At 59.6% G+C, this 16974-nt stretch carries 17 protein-coding genes, 1 other RNA gene and 1 pseudogene; 7 read left to right on the top strand and 12 right to left on the bottom strand.

Features of this window, described 5'->3' with window-relative positions; all coding sequences use genetic code 11:
* Positions 1–44: 44 nt before the first annotated feature.
* The 6 genes and pseudogenes from PMI30_RS07610 to PMI30_RS07630 form a co-directional block, all read right to left on the bottom strand.
* Positions 45–1049 (bottom strand): extracellular solute-binding protein, encoded by a 1005-nt coding sequence (locus PMI30_RS07610; protein WP_008012546.1) that lies wholly within the window; start codon positions 1047–1049, stop codon positions 45–47.
* 247 nt (positions 1050–1296) lie between these two features.
* A complete protein-coding gene (locus PMI30_RS07615) occupies positions 1297–2514 on the bottom strand; it encodes a 2-octaprenyl-3-methyl-6-methoxy-1,4-benzoquinol hydroxylase (protein ID WP_177318855.1) in 1218 nt (405 codons plus the stop codon).
* A gap of 9 nt (positions 2515–2523) precedes the next feature.
* Positions 2524–2610: pseudogene (locus PMI30_RS31130) on the bottom strand (tetrameric acyl-CoA thioesterase); the annotation flags it as partial.
* Between the two features lie 19 nt (positions 2611–2629).
* On the bottom strand, positions 2630–3817 hold the full coding sequence (ubiH, locus tag PMI30_RS07620; protein WP_008012541.1) for a 2-octaprenyl-6-methoxyphenyl hydroxylase: 1188 nt from the start codon (positions 3815–3817) through the stop codon (positions 2630–2632).
* Positions 3814–5148, bottom strand: coding sequence for a Xaa-Pro aminopeptidase (pepP, locus tag PMI30_RS07625; protein WP_008012539.1), 1335 nt, complete (start codon positions 5146–5148; stop codon positions 3814–3816). The genes ubiH and pepP overlap by 4 nt, the downstream gene beginning before the upstream one ends.
* A gap of 27 nt (positions 5149–5175) precedes the next feature.
* Positions 5176–5730, bottom strand: a complete 555-nt coding sequence (locus PMI30_RS07630) for a YecA/YgfB family protein (RefSeq protein WP_008012538.1) — start codon at positions 5728–5730, stop codon at positions 5176–5178.
* Positions 5731–5855: 125 nt separating this feature from the next.
* Here PMI30_RS07630 and PMI30_RS07635 point away from each other — a divergent pair, with 125 nt between their 5' ends.
* From PMI30_RS07635 to PMI30_RS07645, 4 genes are all read left to right on the top strand, one after another.
* Positions 5856–6065, top strand: coding sequence for a TIGR02449 family protein (locus PMI30_RS07635; RefSeq protein ID WP_007899405.1), 210 nt, complete (start codon positions 5856–5858; stop codon positions 6063–6065).
* Entirely contained in the window at positions 6062–6379 is a 318-nt protein-coding gene (locus PMI30_RS07640) for a cell division protein ZapA (RefSeq protein WP_007899404.1), read from the top strand. Before PMI30_RS07635 ends, PMI30_RS07640 begins: the two co-directional genes overlap by 4 nt.
* 30 nt (positions 6380–6409) lie before the next feature.
* Positions 6410–6588, top strand: a non-coding RNA gene (gene ssrS / locus PMI30_RS30760) — 6S RNA.
* Between the two features lie 84 nt (positions 6589–6672).
* Positions 6673–7278 (top strand): 5-formyltetrahydrofolate cyclo-ligase, encoded by a 606-nt coding sequence (locus tag PMI30_RS07645; RefSeq protein ID WP_008012535.1) that lies wholly within the window; start codon positions 6673–6675, stop codon positions 7276–7278.
* 35 nt (positions 7279–7313) lie between these two features.
* Here PMI30_RS07645 and PMI30_RS31545 read toward each other — a convergent pair whose 3' ends face one another.
* Positions 7314–7463 carry a hypothetical protein gene (locus PMI30_RS31545; RefSeq protein WP_007899400.1) on the bottom strand — a complete coding sequence of 50 codons (150 nt, stop codon included), beginning with the start codon at positions 7461–7463 and terminating at the stop codon, positions 7314–7316.
* Positions 7464–7663: 200 nt separating this feature from the next.
* Between PMI30_RS31545 and PMI30_RS07650 the strand changes: the two genes are divergently transcribed.
* Positions 7664–8116 (top strand): EVE domain-containing protein, encoded by a 453-nt coding sequence (locus tag PMI30_RS07650; RefSeq protein WP_008012533.1) that lies wholly within the window; start codon positions 7664–7666, stop codon positions 8114–8116.
* A gap of 124 nt (positions 8117–8240) precedes the next feature.
* Here PMI30_RS07650 and PMI30_RS07655 read toward each other — a convergent pair whose 3' ends face one another.
* On the bottom strand, positions 8241–8648 hold the full coding sequence (locus PMI30_RS07655; RefSeq protein ID WP_032835866.1) for a flagellar basal body-associated protein FliL: 408 nt from the start codon (positions 8646–8648) through the stop codon (positions 8241–8243).
* Positions 8649–8798: 150 nt separating this feature from the next.
* Here PMI30_RS07655 and PMI30_RS07660 point away from each other — a divergent pair, with 150 nt between their 5' ends.
* Both PMI30_RS07660 and glpT read left to right on the top strand, forming a co-directional pair.
* Positions 8799–9776, top strand: coding sequence for an NADPH:quinone oxidoreductase family protein (locus tag PMI30_RS07660; RefSeq protein ID WP_007899393.1), 978 nt, complete (start codon positions 8799–8801; stop codon positions 9774–9776).
* A gap of 204 nt (positions 9777–9980) precedes the next feature.
* Complete coding sequence (gene glpT / locus PMI30_RS07665; RefSeq protein WP_008012529.1) at positions 9981–11330, top strand: glycerol-3-phosphate transporter; 1350 nt, start codon at positions 9981–9983, stop codon at positions 11328–11330.
* On the opposite strand, the gene PMI30_RS07670 is transcribed toward glpT, so the two are convergent.
* The 4 genes from PMI30_RS07670 to PMI30_RS07685 all read right to left on the bottom strand — a co-directional run bounded on the left by PMI30_RS07670 (position 11306) and on the right by PMI30_RS07685 (position 16668).
* Positions 11306–11974, bottom strand: coding sequence for a gamma-glutamylcyclotransferase (locus PMI30_RS07670; RefSeq protein WP_008012527.1), 669 nt, complete (start codon positions 11972–11974; stop codon positions 11306–11308). The genes glpT and PMI30_RS07670 overlap by 25 nt on opposite strands.
* 222 nt (positions 11975–12196) lie before the next feature.
* Positions 12197–13165 carry a CDP-6-deoxy-delta-3,4-glucoseen reductase gene (locus PMI30_RS07675; RefSeq protein ID WP_008012526.1) on the bottom strand — a complete coding sequence of 323 codons (969 nt, stop codon included), beginning with the start codon at positions 13163–13165 and terminating at the stop codon, positions 12197–12199.
* A complete protein-coding gene (gene ubiD / locus PMI30_RS07680) occupies positions 13165–14631 on the bottom strand; it encodes a 4-hydroxy-3-polyprenylbenzoate decarboxylase (protein ID WP_008012524.1) in 1467 nt (488 codons plus the stop codon). Before ubiD ends, PMI30_RS07675 begins: the two co-directional genes overlap by 1 nt.
* 81 nt (positions 14632–14712) lie before the next feature.
* On the bottom strand, positions 14713–16668 hold the full coding sequence (locus PMI30_RS07685) for an acyltransferase family protein (RefSeq protein WP_032835863.1): 1956 nt from the start codon (positions 16666–16668) through the stop codon (positions 14713–14715).
* Positions 16669–16974 lie beyond the last annotated feature (306 nt).

The raw sequence follows: 16974 nt of genomic DNA, 5'->3' as shown, positions 1-16974 counted from the left end.
GAGCCGCCGCAGGCTGCGATCTTTTGACCTTTAAAACAACAGACTCAGTTCCAGCCAGCCCGATCCATCAGCCGGATCGCTTCGGCCTGACGCTTGCCGGCGATTTCTACCGGCAAGGTGTCGGCCACAAACTTGCCCCAACTCGCTACCTCAGCTGAAGGCTGAACGGCAGGATTGGCCGGGAATTCCTGGTTCACGTCAGCGAAAATCTTCTGTGCTTCAGGCGTGGTCATCCATTCCACCAGCGCCTTGGCAGCTTCCGGATGCGGTGCGTGTTTGGTCAGGCCGATGCCCGACAGGTTGACGTGCACGCCACGGTCGCCCTGATTCGGCCAGAACAGCTTCACCGGCAGGTCCGGCTTCTGTTTGTGCAGACGGCCGTAGTAGTAAGTGTTGACGATGCCGACATCGCACTGACCGGCGTTGATCGCCTCCAGCACGGCAATGTCGTCGGAGAACACGTCGGTGGACAGGTTGTTGACCCAGCCCTTGAGGATCTTCTCGGTTTTCTCGGCGCCATGGACTTCGATCATCGTGGCGGTCAGGGACTGGTTGTAGACCTTCTTCGCCGTGCGCAGGCACAGGCGGCCTTCCCACTGCTTATCGGCCAGCGCCTCGTAGGTGGTCAGCTCACCGGGTTTCACCCGGTCGGTGGAGTAGGCGATGGTCCGCGCCCGCAGGCTCAGGCCGGTCCAGGCATGGGAGGAAGCGCGGTATTGCAGCGGAATGTTGGCATCGATCACCTTGGACGTGAACGGCTGGAGGATGCCCATCTGCTCGGCCTGCCAGAGGTTGCCGGCATCGACGGTCAGCAGCAGGTCGGCGGTGGCATTTTCGCCCTCTGCCTTGATCCGCTGCATCAGCGGCGCTTCCTTGTCGGTGATGAACTTCACCTGCACGCCGGTTTTCTGGGTGTAGGCATCGAAGACTGGCTTGATCAGCTCATCGATGCGCGAGGAGTAAACCACCACCTCGTCGGCGGCCTGGGCGGCGGTGCTGCCAATCAGGGTCAGGGCCAGTGCGGTCAGTAGACGCTTGGGTGCCAACATGGAAGCGGTCTCTCGAATGGGGAAAGTGGGGCCAAATGATAAGGACTCACATTTCGCTTCTCAATCGAACAGTGAGTGGAGGAGTTACCGGATGTTGCATAACCGAGATTGGTGGTGGATGTACCGACGCCTTCGCGGGCAAGCCTCGCTCCTACAGGGATTGGGTCAACCGCGACATTGGCAAACGACACAAAACCTGTAGGAGCGAGGCTTGCCCGCGAAGAGGCCATCAGCCCCAGCGAAGATCTCAGGCCTTGGCCAACGCCGGCAAATCCCCAATCAACCCAAGCGCTTCACGAACGAACAACGCCTTGGCCTCGGGCATCTGGTCGACCATCTTCAACCCGGTATTACGCAACCAGCGCACCGGCAACGGATCGGCCTGGAACAGTCGCTCGAACCCTTCCATCGCCGCCATCAAGGCCAGATTGTGGGGCATGCGCCGACGCTCATAGCGACTGAGCACTTTCACGTCCGCCAACCGTTCGCCGCGCGTGGCCGCTTGCAGCAGCACTTCGGCCAGCACCGCGGCATCGAGGAAACCGAGGTTCACGCCCTGCCCGGCCAGCGGATGGATGGTATGGGCCGCGTCGCCGATCAGCGCCAGGCCTTCAGCCACGTAACGCTTGGCATGACGCTGACGCAGCGGCACGCACAAACGCGGGTCGGCGCTGAGCACCGTGCCGAGGCAGCCTTCGAAGGACCGCTCCAGCGCCTTGCAGAAGCCTTCGTCATCCAGCGCCATCAAGCGCTCGGCTTCGCTCGGCGTGGTCGACCAGACGATCGAGCACCAATCCTGCTGGCCGTCCCGCTCCAGTGGCAGAAACGCCAGCGGGCCATTGTCGGTGAAACGCTGCCAGGCGGTCATTTGATGAGATTTTGAGCTGCGCACACTGGTAACGATCGCGTGATGCATGTAATCCCACTCGCGAGTCGCAACGCCGGTCAGGCGCCGAACGGCCGAGTTGGCGCCATCCGCCGCGATCACCAAAGGTGCCCGCAAGGTGCGGCCATCGGCCAGGGTCAGCAACCAGTCGTCACCGGAGCGGCGCATTTGCTCCAGACGCGCATTGGCCAGCATCCCGAGATCGCAGTCGTGCAGTCGGTCGAGCAAGGCGTCCTGAACCACGCGGTTTTCGACGATGTGCCCGAGCACTTCGGCATGTACGCTGGTCGCCGAGAAATGAATCTGCCCGGTGCCGCTGCCGTCCCAGACATGCATGTCGGTGTAAGGACTGCTGCGTCGATTGGCGATGCCATCCCAGACACCCAGGCGTTCGAGTATTCGCTGGCTGGCGGCCGACAAGGCGCTCACTCGCGGTTCGAACGGCGCCTGGCCATCGAAGGGTTTGACGCTCAGGGGACTGCCGTCCAGCAACAGGACTTCGAGCCCGCTGTTTTGTAACGCCAGCGCCAGGGCGCTGCCGACCATTCCGGCCCCGACAATCAGCAGATCTGCGCGCATTTCCATGCTTTAAGCCTGTCTCGCTTGCGGCTTGAGCCGCACGTAAAGGGTTTTCTCGACGCACGCCACCAAGGTGCCTGCGTCGTCGTGAATTTCGACTGGGTTCGCCAGCCACTCAAGCATCGGGACGCGTACCCAGCCCCATGGCCTGCCGGGCAAACCAGCGCTTGGCCGGCGGCAGCAGATCAAGGCCAAGCAGGCCGATGTTGCGGCCCAGGGAAACCAGCGGCTGAGTGCTGCCGAATAACCGGGTGACCTGATCGGAGAAGCCCACGGTCAGGTTCTGATCCATTCGCTGACGCTCGCGGTAGGCCTGCAAGGTGGCGAAGTCGCCGGGTGCTGTCTCGCTGCCCAACAAACTGTCAGCCAGCGCCTGGGCGTCACGCAACGACAGGTTGAAACCCTGCCCGGCAATCGGATGCAGGCTGTGGGCGGCGTTGCCGAGGATCGCCAGATGCGGGCGGACTTGTTCCTCGGCCTCGATCAGCGACAACGGATACAAATGCCGGGCGCCGACCTGCTTCAGCGTGCCGAGGCGATAGCCGAAGATGCCCTGCAACTCGCCGAGAAAGCTGCGGTCATCAAGGGCTGCCAGCCGCTGCGCGTCCATGCCCAGACGGGTCCAGACCAGCGCGCAGCGGTTTTCCGGAAGCGGCAACAAGGCCATCGGACCATCGTCGGTGAAACGCTCGAAGGCCATGCCGTTGTGCGCTTCGCTGGGGGTGATGTTGGCGATCAGCGCGCTCTGGTTATACGGGCGTTTCTTGATGCCGATTCCCAGTTGCTCACGCAAGCCGGAACGGCCGCCATCGGCGAGCACCGCAAGGTCGCATTCCAGGATGGTTTCATCGTTGAGCGTCAGACGATAGCCGTCGGTCAGAGGCTCCATGCGGGTAACTTCCGCCGGGCAGCGCCAACTGATCACGTCCTTGTCCAGACCTTGCCAGAGGCATTGGCCAAGCCAGGCGTTTTCAACCACATAACCCAGCGCCGGAACGCCCTCTTCCATCGCCGACAGCCGCGCGGTGGAGAAACGTCCACGGTCGGAGACATGAATCTGCTTGATCGGCTCGGCGCGGCGGGAGATTTCCTGCCACACGCCCAACCGTTGATAAATCTGTCGTGCACCGAAGGACAGCGCCGAAGAGCGGGCGTCATAACTCGGTTGATAGGTGTCGCCGGGGGCAAAGGGTTCGATCAGCACGATCTTCCAGCCACGGGCCTTGGCCCCGGCCTGCAACGCCAACGCCAGACTGGCGCCGACCAGGCCCCCGCCGATGATTGCCAGATTGACTCGACTCATGCCGCTTGTGTCCGTGCGGCGGCCATCAAGGCTTCGATCTCGGCGACCGTTTTCGGCACGCCGTTAGTCAGGATTTCACAACCGGTTTTGGTGACCACTACGTCGTCCTCGATGCGCACGCCAATGCCGCGCCATTTCTTCGCTACGTTCTGGTTGTCCGCAGCAATGTAAATGCCCGGCTCGACCGTCAGCGCCATGCCGACTTCCAGCACGCGCCATTCGCCGCCGACCTTGTACTCGCCAACGTCGTGCACATCCATGCCCAGCCAGTGGCCGGCGCGGTGCATGTAAAACGCCTTGTAGGCTTCGCTGGCGATCAACTCGTCGACGTCGCCCTGCAACAGGCCCAACTTCACCAGACCGGCGGTAATCACCCGGACCGTGGCTTCGTGCGCCTGATTCCAGTGTTTGTTCGGCGCGATCTCGGCAAACGCTGCTTCCTGGGAAGCCAGCACCAACTCGTAAATCGCCTTCTGTTCCGGTGAATACTTGCCGTTGACCGGCCAGGTGCGGGTGATGTCGCTGGCGTAGCAGTCGATCTCGCAACCGGCGTCGATCAGCACCAGATCGCCGTCCTTGAGCACCGCGTCATTCTGCTGGTAATGCAGGATGCAGCTGTTGCGCCCCGCCGCGACGATCGAGCCATAGGCCGGCATCTTCGCCCCACCCTTGCGGAACTCGTAATCGAGCTCGGCTTCAAGGCTGAATTCATGCAAACCGGCACGACTGGCCTGCATCGCACGAATATGTGCCTGGGCGGAAATCCGTGCGGCTTCGCGCATCACCTTCACTTCTGCCGCCGATTTATACAGGCGCATGTCGTGAAGCAGATGATCCAGGGCAACGAATTCGTTCGGTGGCTGGGCGCCGAGATTTGCCTTGGAGCGGATCACGTTGATCCAGTCCATCAGGTGCCGATCGAATTCCGGGTTGCTGCCCATGGCCGAGTACACCCGGTCACGGCCTTCGATCAGGCCCGGCAGGATGTCGTCGATGTCGGTGATGGGGAATGCGTCGTCGGCGCCGAAGTCGCGGATCGCGCCTTCCTGGCCGGCGCGCAGGCCGTCCCACAATTCCCGTTCGGCATTACGTTCCCGGCAAAACAGCACGTATTCGCCGTGCTCACGGCCGGGCATCAAGACGATGACGGCTTGAGGCTCGGGGAACCCGCTGAGGTACTGGAAGTCACTGTCCTGACGGTAGACGTGCTCGACGTCACGGTTGCGGATGGCCACCGCGGCGGCCGGCAGGATGGCGATGCTGTTGGGTTCCATCTGCGCCATCAGCGCCTTGCGGCGACGGCTGTATTCCGATTTCGGGATATGAATCATGGGCAGATGGCTTTCCCTGGCACGCGATTAATGCAACGACGGTTTGGCAGCCGCTTCGTCGGTTTTCTTGGTTTCGGTGAACAGCAGCAACGGAGCGACGCGCAGGTACTCCATCACTTCCATGTAGTCGCTTTCGCCGTCGTCGGACTCTTCCAGCGCGTCTTGCACTTGGGCAATGGCCGCCAGATCCTGCAACACTTCGGTGGCTTCAGTGCTCAAGGCATATTCACGGCGGGTCAGACCGAAGCCGGTAAGGAAGCCCTGGCACCACTGGCCCAGTGCGGCCGCGCGCTCGGTGAGCGGCGCGTCATCGGTCGGCAGCAGCAGAACAACGGTCATGTCGTCGCTGGTAAGCTCGCCCTTGACCATCTCTTGCAGGCCGATCAAGGCGTTGCGAACGTTGTCTTGCGGCTCGCCTTCGAGCAGCTCGGCGGCATCGGCCAACCAGCTGTCGGCCTCGAAGCCGGCACCGGCGCAACTGCGACCGAGCAACAGGCCGTGCAGTTCGGCAGGCGAGACGGGATGGCCGCTGGTGCTCAGCAGGGTGGCAAAGGCTTGGTACGGAGAATTCTGAATGGGCATGGGCAGCTAGGCGCCAGACGGCGCTATGTCTAGAATGAAGGCCTTGTATCCTACATCGACAGACTCGCCAAGACTATTAAAGGCTGTCCGCCAGCTACCACCCATCAGACGAACACGTGGACACAATGGAAGACACCGACCTGCAAGCGCTGATGGCCAGACTCGAACTGCTAATTACTCGAGTCGAGCAACTAAAGAGTCAGAATGGACTCCTATTAGCTCAGGAAAAGAGCTGGCGCGAAGAACGCGCGCACCTCATTGAAAAAAATGAAATCGCCCGGCGTAAGGTCGAATCGATGATTTCGCGCCTCAAGGCCCTGGAGCAAGACTCATGAGTTCAAGCAATAGCGTTACCGTGCAGATCCTCGACAAAGAATATTCGATCATTTGCCCCCAGGAAGAGCGCAGCAACCTGGTGAGCGCTGCCCGTTATCTGGACGGCAAGATGCGCGAAATTCGCAGCAGCGGCAAAGTCATCGGCGCCGACCGCATCGCCGTGATGGCCGCACTGAACATCACGCACGATCTTCTGCACAAGGAAGAACGCCCGGATGTGCAGGCCAGCGGTTCGACCCGAGAGCAGGTTCGCGACCTGCTGGACCGCGTCGATCTGGTGCTGTCGACCGATCCGGATGTCACCAAGGGCTGAAACGCGAAACCGCTTGGGGTATACTCGCATCACTCCCTGGGGTGCTTGCCAGTTGACGACGTCCCTGAGCCGATTCGCACTACCCTGGAGGTTGCACGTTGGGCTGGTGTGCATGTCCGCTAGACGGAAAGCCTTAAAGCCTACTGCATCTTCCACCTTGAACTTTCGGGTTCAAGGGCTAAGTCGACAGCGGTTCATCCGGGGAGCCTGATTCCAGTCCGATGCCGGTTTAAATACCGGCATCGGCTTTTTTACGGGTACGCTTTGGTACTCGCACTTCGAAGCCTGAATCCATGACCGAACCTGCGCTGCTGCCCCGCCCGCAACTTCGACGCATGCTGCGCAAGGCCCGCCGCGCACTGACCCCTTGTCAGCAGCGCGAGGCCGCTCGCGGGCTGTATAAACAATTGGCCCAGCACCCACTGTTCCGCCGCGCAAAACACATCTCTCTATACCTGCCCACCGACGGTGAAATCGATCCGCGTCTGCTGATACGTGCCGCGCAACGTCGGGGCAAGGCGACGTATCTGCCAGTGCTCAGTGCCTGGCCAAGAACCAAAATGGTGTTCCAGCGGATTCGTCCCGGCGAAAAGCTCAAACCCAACCGTTTTCGCATCCCCGAACCTCGGCACAACATCGCCCGACAACGCAAGGTCTGGGCACTGGACCTGGTGTTGTTGCCGCTGGTGGGGTTTGACGATGTCGGCGGACGCCTGGGAATGGGCGGTGGTTTCTACGACCGAAGCCTGGCGTACCTGGCGCGCCGCAAAAACTGGCGCAAGCCGACGCTGCTGGGCCTGGCCCATGAATGTCAGAAGGTTCAACGTTTGGCTCAGGCGAGCTGGGATGTGCCGCTGCAGGGAACGGTCACGGACAAGGCGTGGTATTTCGCGGACTAGACGCCACTGACATCAGCGGCGTCCAAAAGACAGGTTCAGCGTTTGAAGGCCGACGGCTGTTGCTGCGCGATCTCGACGGGAGCATCGGTCTTGTTGGCCCACAGGCTTTGGGCATAGCCGGTGGTCACGACGCCCAAACCGAACAAAATAACCAATATCCATAGTAAATCCGGTTTGCGTTTCATCGATAGCCCCCCTCAAGGCACATCAACACGATGACAGCAGCGGTTTCCGTTTAGGTGTAGGCCGTGCAGCAGCGTCAAGCTTGGAAGGCCGGCATTTTGCGACAACGTGAACCGACACGCAAACGCTGGCGTCAACCGACTGTCGGTTTGTCATAAAATTGCCCGACAACTTGCCCACTCACCTCGCAAGGAGCAAAACCATGGCCTATTGGCTGATGAAATCCGAGCCCGACGAACTCTCGATCAAAGACCTAGAGAAGCTTGGCCGAGCGCGCTGGGATGGGGTTCGCAACTACCAGGCGCGCAACTTTTTGCGCGCCATGGCGGTGGGCGACGAGTTTTTCTTCTATCACTCCAGTTGCCCGGAGCCAGGGATCGCCGGGATCGGAAAGATTGTCGAGGCAGCGTACCCGGACCCGACGGCGCTGGAGCCGGAGAGTCATTACTTCGATCCGAAGGCCTCTGCCGAGAAAAACGCCTGGAGCGCGATTGATGTTGCGCATGTCGAGACGTTTCCCAAGGTGCTGAAGCTCGATTATCTGAAGCAGCAAACGGCGCTGGCCGAGATGCCACTGGTGCAGAAGGGTTCGCGGCTGTCAGTGATGCCAGTGACAGCCGAGCAGTGGGCGGTGGTGATTGCATTACGGGCATGAGCGATGCAGTGACTGAAAGAATGCTATCGCGAGCAGGCTCGCTCCCACACTGAATCTGCCTACACTGGAGACCCCTGTGGGAGCGAGCCTGCTCGCGATGAGGCCCGCCCGGACAGCAAAAGACTTATTGAATGATCAGGTTGTTGAACAACAAATCCTCAACCACCGGCTTGCCGGTTTCGTCGTTCATCACTTGCTGGGTCTGCTTCAAGGCTTCCTGACGCAGCTTTTCCTTGGCTTCGACGTTGTTCATGGCTTCAGTGGTCTGCTGCGCAAACAACGCCACCAGCTGATTACGGATCAATGGCTCATTGGCCTTTACCGCTTTGGTCGCCTCTTCACCGGTCACCCGCAACGCCACATCGGCCTTGTAGACCTTGAGCTTCGGCGTGCCGTCCAGCCCATAGTTGCCCACAAATGGCGGGCTCAGGGTGATGTAGTTGACCTTCGGGGCTTCACCTTCTTTGGCTTCTTCGGCCATCGCTGCCACAGGCAGAGACAGGGCCAGCATCAACATGATCCACGCTTTCACAATTCGCTCCTTATCCGGTTTGCGGCCAAGCATAACGGCCCGCCGCTCAAGCACAAGCTTATGGCTGACTATCAGGGTCGGGCATGCTCGTTGACCCAATGACTCACACACCTACACTTATCGGCCATCACTCCCAAAGGAATAGCCCTGATGAAAGCCGTGCTGTGCAAAGCCTTCGGCCCTGCCGAATCGCTGGTGCTGGAGGACGTCGCCAGTCCTGTCGCGAAGAAGAATGAAATCCTGCTGGACGTGCATGCGGCCGGGGTGAATTTCCCGGACACGTTGATCATCGAGGGCAAATACCAGTTCAAACCGCCCTTCCCGTTTTCACCGGGCGGCGAAGCGGCCGGCGTGGTCAGTGCGGTAGGCGAGAAGGTCAGCCACCTCAAGGTCGGTGACCGGGTCATGGCCCTGACTGGCTGGGGCAGTTTTGCCGAGCAGGTCGCGGTGCCGGGCTACAACGTGCTGCCGATCCCGCCATCGATGGACTTCAACACCGCCGCCGCATTCAGCATGACCTACGGCACGTCGATGCACGCCCTCAAGCAACGGGGCAACCTGCAACCTGGCGAAACCTTGCTGGTGCTCGGAGCTTCCGGCGGCGTCGGCCTCGCCGCGGTGGAAATCGGCAAAGCCATGGGTGCTCGCGTTATAGCCGCCGCCAGCAGCGCAGAAAAACTCGCGGTGGCCAAGGCCGCCGGTGCCGATGAGTTGATCAACTACAGCGAAACCAGCCTCAAGGACGAGATCAAACGCCTGACCGACGGCCAGGGAGCCGACGTGATCTACGATCCGGTGGGCGGCGACCTTTTCGACCAGGCGATCCGCGCCATTGCCTGGAACGGCCGTCTACTGGTAGTCGGTTTCGCCAGCGGACGAATCCCGGAGCTGCCAGTGAACCTGGCGCTGCTCAAAGGCGCCGCGGTAGTCGGCGTGTTCTGGGGCTCCTTTGCCCAGCGCCAACCGCAGGACAACGCGGCAAACTTCCAGCAGTTATTTGGCTGGTTTGCCGAGGGCAAGTTGAAGCCGCTGGTGTCTCAGGTGTATCCCCTGAGCAACGCGGCCCAGGCCATCAATGATCTTGGCCAGCGCAAGGCGGTCGGGAAAGTGGTCGTGCAGGTTCGCTGATTATTTTCTAGCCAGGTCGCAGCCCTGCGACCTGGCTCCGTCATCCCTACACCGACCCTCATTTATACCTGAGCGACATGTTCATAAAGGAACATGCGATCTCCAACATTTCCGCTGTTTTGCCGATGCGAACCGGTGCTATTTTCGGTAACGAAACTGTAACATTCGCATCCGCAGTCAAAACAAGAAATCTGGAGCTCTTGAATGTTTGCTTTCTTTCGTCCTGCCGCACATCAGGCTCCATTGCCTGAAGAAAAAATAGACAGCACCTACCGACGCCTTCGCTGGCAGATCTTCGCCGGGATTTTCATTGGGTATGCGGGTTACTACCTGCTGCGCAAGAACTTCACCCTGGCATTCCCGGATCTGATCGCCCAAGGCTATACAAAAGGCCAACTAGGGGTGGCAATGTCGGCGATTGCGATCGCCTACGGCCTTTCCAAGTTTTTGATGGGCATTGTGTCCGACCGCTCCAACCCTCGTTACTTCCTGCCCTTTGGCCTGATAGTGTCCGCTGGGGTGATGTTCGTTTTCGGTTTCGCGCCGTGGGCGACGTCCAGCGTGACCATGATGTTCATCCTGTTGTTCATCAACGGCTGGGCGCAAGGCATGGGCTGGCCACCAAGCGGGCGCACCATGGTGCACTGGTGGTCGCAGAAAGAACGCGGCGGTGTGGTTTCGGTCTGGAACACCGCGCATAACGTCGGCGGAGGCTTGATCGGCCCGCTGGCGATACTCGGCATGGGTTGGTTCAACGACTGGCACAGCAAGTTCTACGTACCGGCAGCGGTGGCGTTGCTGGTCGCTGTATTTGCCTTCATTGTCATGCGCGATACCCCGCAATCGACGGGCTTGCCGCCTATCGAGAAGTACAAGAACGACTACCCGGAAGGCTACGACGCCAGCCACGAAGAAGAATTCAGCGCCAAGGACATCTTCGTCAAATACGTGCTGCGCAACAAAATGCTCTGGTTCATCGCGCTGGCCAACGTCTTCGTCTACTTGCTGCGCTACGGCATTCTGGACTGGGCGCCGACCTACCTTAAAGAGGTCAAGCACTTCGACTTCGACAAGACGTCCTGGGCTTACTTCCTGTACGAGTGGGCAGGCATTCCCGGCACACTGCTATGCGGCTGGATGTCGGACAAGATTTTCCGGGGCAACCGTGGCCTGACCGGCATGGTGTTCATGGCACTGGTGACCGTGGCGACGATCGTTTACTGGCTGAATCCACCGGGCAACCCGATGGTCGACATGATCTCGCTGTTCGCGATCGGCTTCCTGATCTATGGCCCGGTGATGCTGGTGGGTCTGCAGGCGCTGGAGCTGGTGCCCAAGAAAGCCGCGGGTACAGCTGCCGGTTTCACTGGTTTGTTTGGTTATCTGGGTGGTTCAGTCGCGGCCAGTGCGCTGATGGGCTACACAGTGGACTATTTCGGCTGGGATGGCGGCTTCATCCTGCTGGTCGTCGCCTGCCTGCTGGCGATGGCGTTCCTGGCGCCCACCCTGGGTCACAAGAACGTCGCCAGTCAGAGCCGCGAAGCGATCGCCTGATCGGCCTTTGATTTGCAGCGCTTGAGCCGCGCCTCCAGATTCCGGTCTGGCATGGCGTGGCTACGCAGGGCGTGCGCGGTCTGCTCGACATACTCGCGAGTGGTGCCGTAACGCCCGCAAGCGCTTTCGAACACCTGGCTCAGCACATGATCCGGCAAGTTGCCGGCATAGCTGGGCAGGTGCCGTTCCAAGACGAATCCCAATGCCTGAACCTGGCTTCCATCTTCGAGACGGCAGTTGAGCCAGTGTGGGCGATAGGACGGGAATGGCATTTCACGCTGCCAGAGCGCATAAAGCGAAGCTTCGAGTTGCTCTTCGGGCAAGCGATAGGCAAACCCGCTGCATGAGCCGCCACGATCCAGGCCAAACACCAGCCCGGGCACTTCCGGTGTACCGCGATGCTCGTGGGACCACAGGTACAAACCGCGATGGTAGCCATGTACGCGACCGCGCACTCGCTCCACAGCCGCGCATTCTGGACGCCAGATCAGCGAACCATAAGCAAACAGCCAAACCGGCCCACCCTTGTGGCGCGCCATGGTCGATTGCATCGAGCTGAGCAATTGTTCGTGCGTAAGCTGCGGCCCCAGATCGAGCCGCGGAGGGTAAGCCAGATTCAAAAAAGCAGATTCAATGGCGCTCATGGCGAATAGCGTTCAGCTCCCCGCGGGTAAAGAATTACTTAATAGAACGCACCGCTGTAACAATAAGGCACATATGGTTTAAGGCAATTTAAGTGCCATGGCGGAGTTCGAAACGTATTGCCTGAATGAGATATAACCTACCGGCATTTATATAAATCTATAAATACCGATCGGCTATATGGGGAGTTATAACGATTTAAGATCGCGGATCAAGATCGAGGATCAAGATCGGGGCGCGTAAGCGAACACATCCGCGCGCATTTGATGGGCATCCATCCCCGCTTCGACCAGCGCATCCAGCGTGCCATAGACCATGGCCGGAGAGCCGCTGGCGTAGACGTGCAGGGCTTTCAGATCAGGGAAATCTTCACACACTGCCTCATGCAACATGCCGCAGCGCCCTCCCCAGCCGCATTGATCGCTGACGACTTTATGCAGGAACAGATTGGGCAGCTTTTCCCATTCATCCCAATGCTCAATGCCATAAAAGTCTTCGGGACGACGCACCCCCCAATACAGATGCACCGGATGCTTGAATCCCGTGGCCCGGCAATGTTCGATCAGACTATGGATCTGACCCATGCCGGTACCGGCGGCAATCAGTACCAGTGGACCGTCCGGCAGTTCCGCCAGATGGGTATCGCCGAACGGCATCTCGATGCGCACCATCGGGTTGCGCTGAAGCTGTTCGATCAGGCTCAGCGCACTGCTTTCGCGCGCCAGTACATGAATTTCCAGATCGCGCCCGGAATGCGGCGCAGAGGCCAGGGAGAAGGCGGATTTCTCGCCATTCTCACGCTCGATCATCAGATACTGGCCGGCGTGATAGCGTGGCGGCTTGCCCGCTGGCGCACGCAGACGCACGCGCCAGGTATCGCCGCCGACGTCCCTGCATTCAATGACCTGACACGACACGCTGCGCACCGGCAATTCTCCCAGCGCGAGCACGCCATCCCACAGCACGATGCAGTCTTCCAGCGGCTCTGCAATGCAAGTGTAGAACTCGCCATGGTCGCGCACATCACCGGCCTGCTCGACCCGCCCTTCCACCAGCAATGCGCCGCACACATGGCAATTGCCGTTGCGACAACTTTGCGGGCATTCATAGCCCAGGCGCCGCGCGCCATCGAGAATCCGCTCGCCGGGCAGAATCTCTAGCACTGCTCCGGAGGGCTGCAAGGTTACACGCATCAATCTATTCCTAACTGATTCCAGATGGCATCGATCCGTTGGGTAACGGCTTCATCCTTGACGATGACCCGGCCCCACTCGCGGGTGGTTTCGCCTGGCCATTTATGCGTGGCATCGAGCCCCATCTTCGAGCCCAGGCCGGAAACCGGCGAGGCGAAGTCGAGGTAGTCGATCGGCGTGTTCTCGATCATCACCGTGTCGCGCTTGGGGTCCATGCGCGTGGTGATGGCCCAGATCACGTCGTTCCAGTCCCGTGCGTTGATATCGTCGTCAGTGACGATAACGAACTTGGTGTACATGAACTGTCGCAAAAACGACCAGACACCCAGCATTACCCGCTTGGCATGCCCGGGATACGACTTCTTCATGGTCACGATGGCCATGCGGTACGAGCAGCCTTCGGGCGGCAGGTAGAAGTCGGTGATCTCCGGAAACTGCTTTTGCAGGATCGGTACGAATACTTCGTTCAGCGCCACGCCGAGAATCGCCGGCTCATCCGGTGGACGGCCGGTGTAGGTGCTGTGGTAGATCGGTTTGATCCGGTGGGTGATGCGTTCGACGGTGAACACCGGGAAGCTGTCGACTTCGTTGTAGTAGCCGGTGTGGTCGCCATACGGACCTTCATCGGCCATTTCGCCCGGATGGATCACGCCTTCAAGGATGATCTCGGCGGTGGCCGGCACTTGCAGGTCATTGCCGCGGCACTTCACCAGTTCGGTGCGATTGCCGCGCAACAGACCGGCGAAAGCGTATTCGGAGAGGCTGTCCGGCACTGGCGTCACGGCGCCAAGAATGGTTGCCGGGTCAGCGCCCAGGGCCACGGACACCGGGAACGGTTGGCCGGGGTGTTTCTCGCACCACTCACGGTAATCCAGCGCGCCGCCACGGTGGCTCAACCAGCGCATGATCACCTTGTTGCGACCGATCACTTGCTGACGATAGATGCCGAGGTTCTGACGATCCTTGTTCGGGCCTTTGGTGACGGTCAGGCCCCAGGTGATCAGCGGACCGACGTCGCCCGGCCAGCAGGTCTGTACCGGCAACATCGCCAGATCGACATCGTCGCCTTCGATGACCACTTCCTGGCACACCGCGTCTTTTACGACTTTCGGTGCCATGGCAATGATCTTGCGGAAGATCGGCAGCTTGGACCAGACGTCCTTCAAGCCCTTCGGCGGCTCGGGCTCCTTGAGGAACGCCAACAGCTTGCCGATTTCGCGCAACTCGCTGACCGACTCTGCGCCCATGCCCATGGCTACCCGCTCGGGGGTGCCGAACAGGTTGCCGAGTACCGGAATGTCATAACCGGTGGGTTTTTCGAACAGCAGCGCCGGCCCTTTGGCGCGCAGCGTACGATCACAGACTTCGGTCATCTCCAGCACTGGAGAGACGGGGATCTGGATGCGTTTCAACTCTCCGCGCTGCTCAAGCTGCTGCACGAAATCCCGAAGATCCTTGAATTTCATTGACGATGGCACCCCTAAAATAGGCGTACATCCTACCTGCTCTGCCGACCAAACAGCAGCCTGTCAGTGCATAGCCAGCAATCAATTGTGATTTGCACCCAGCAGCACCGGAGCAAACAAGAGGCTCAACCGGGCACTGCCTGTGTCTGACAGATGATCCTCGTCCTTGTACTGCGAACGGCCATTGACCTCGATACTGCAAATCTGGTCCGCACACATCAACGGCGTAGGATCGATAACATGTACGCCTGGGTCGGCCGCGCTCATCGAGTTGAACAAGGTACTGAGAAAATGCTGGCGCGCCAGGTGCTCTTCGAGTGGTCGGCCCAACCCCTCGGCCGAACGACCGACCTGGGCCAGACTCGTCAGTCGATCGACGGAGCCCTTGCGCTGCAGCGGTACTTCCTTGAACAACCAGACTTGCGCGCCCGCCGCCCTTAATGCCGTCACCCGTGCCTTGAGCGCTGTGGCCATGCGCTCCTCGGCCCGGGCCGTATTGTCATGCTGATTGAGCAGAACCTTTTTATCGCCGTCTTCGCGACCGTAAACGTAAAGACTCCAATTGGCTGCCAGCACCACATCCTTAATCTGCAGGCTACGAACCCGCTCCATTGTCTGTTCGTTGAAGTCCTTGCAACGCTGACGCACATCATTGCTCTGGATCGGCGGACAGGCACTCATACTGTAAAGCCACACCGCGCGACTCTCGCGCTTTGCGCTACTTTCGATCGCAGGCAACAGCGCAGCTGCGTGACTGTCGCCCCAGAACATTTGCGTCGCCGGAACCTCTTCGTTACCACCCACCAGACACGCCTTGTCCAGTTTTTTGTCCGAGGTCACCGACATGCATTTCAACTGCCCGGCCCGCCAATCCCGAGACAGTGCATATTCCAGCGCTTTGCCGGTAAGGCGTTGAGGAAAACCGTCCGCCGATCGCACTATCGAACCGGTGACCGCCAGAGCGACCATGGTCAGCAAGCCCCCCAACAACACGGGTTTGCGTCCGGCCAGCAGGCGTCGTTCACGGAATGGAAGTTCGACGAAGCGCCAGCTCAACCATGCAAGGCCCAGCGCCAACAGTATCCAGCCCGTAGCCTCCAAGGGCTGAATGCCGTCGATCGAAATGGCATTGGCGTAGACGTAGACCGGCCAGTGCCACAGATACAAGGAATAGGAGAGCAAGCCGATCCATATCAGCGCGCGAGCACTCAACACCTGACCGGCCCATGTAGAACCGTGCCCGCCTGACCAGATCAGCGCGGTGGCACCGAGCACAGGCAGTAAAGCCGCCCAGCCTGGGAACACCGTAGCCTTGTCAAAGGTGAAAACTGCCACCAGGACCGCCATTAACCCGGCCACTCCCACAGACTGATAGAGCCAGGGCCGTACAGCCTGTTTTGACGCTGGCAAGACCGCGAGCATGGCACCGCACAACAACTCCCAGGCGCGTGTCGGCAGCGAAAAGAAAGCGACGTCGGGCTTGCGGTCGATATAAGCGATATTGAGCCCGAAAGAGATCAGCAGCACGACAAACAGCATCCAGCGCCAATAGCGAACATGGCGCATCAACAACACCATCAACAGCGGAAAGAAGATGTAGTACTGCTCTTCAACGGCCAGGGACCAGGTATGCAGCAACGGTTTCAAATCCGACGCGGGCTGGAAGTAACCGTCTTCGCGCATGAACAGAATGTTTGAAATAAACAGCGCCTGATAACGAACCGTCCTTCCCAACTCGGAGAAGTCCTTGGCCGTCAGCAACAACCAGCCCAGAACCAGCGTCGCCAGCAATACCACGCTCAAGGCCGGAATGATCCGTCGGGCACGGCGAGCCCAGAAATCGACGAAGCTGAAACGCTGGGCGCCGATCTCACGAAACAGAATGCTGGTAATCAGGAATCCGGAAATGACAAAGAAGACATCAACGCCGACAAAGCCACCGCTGAAAGTGCTGAAGCCAAAATGAAACAGCACAACCGGAATAACGGCCAGAGCCCGCAACCCGTCAATATCACGGCGATTGCCAAATGTGTGCACAACGTCCCTTGTCATTTCAGATACAAAGCCGATTGAAAAAGGGACTCGCCGTTAGCGCGACTGCGGATATTCGACGAAGGTCAACGTGGGGAACGACCTGTCAGAACACTTGATTCAATCGCCGGCAAGATTGAATGCAGCGGCGATAGATCAGCTATTAGCGGGCGGCGGCACCCATTGAATGGGCGCCAGTTTACAGCACGGTAAGTATCAATCCAGATACAAAATATCCTGCGAAAAAAAAAGAGCGCCCTTTTCGGGGCGCCCTTCTTTGAAGCGTATGTCCCGTCCTGAATGGGTTTAACC

This window comes from Pseudomonas sp. GM50, from assembly GCF_000282375.1.
GTDB lineage: Bacteria > Pseudomonadota > Gammaproteobacteria > Pseudomonadales > Pseudomonadaceae > Aquipseudomonas.
Note: the sequence above shows the minus strand (reverse complement) of the source record. Positions and strands in the feature narration are given on the sequence as shown.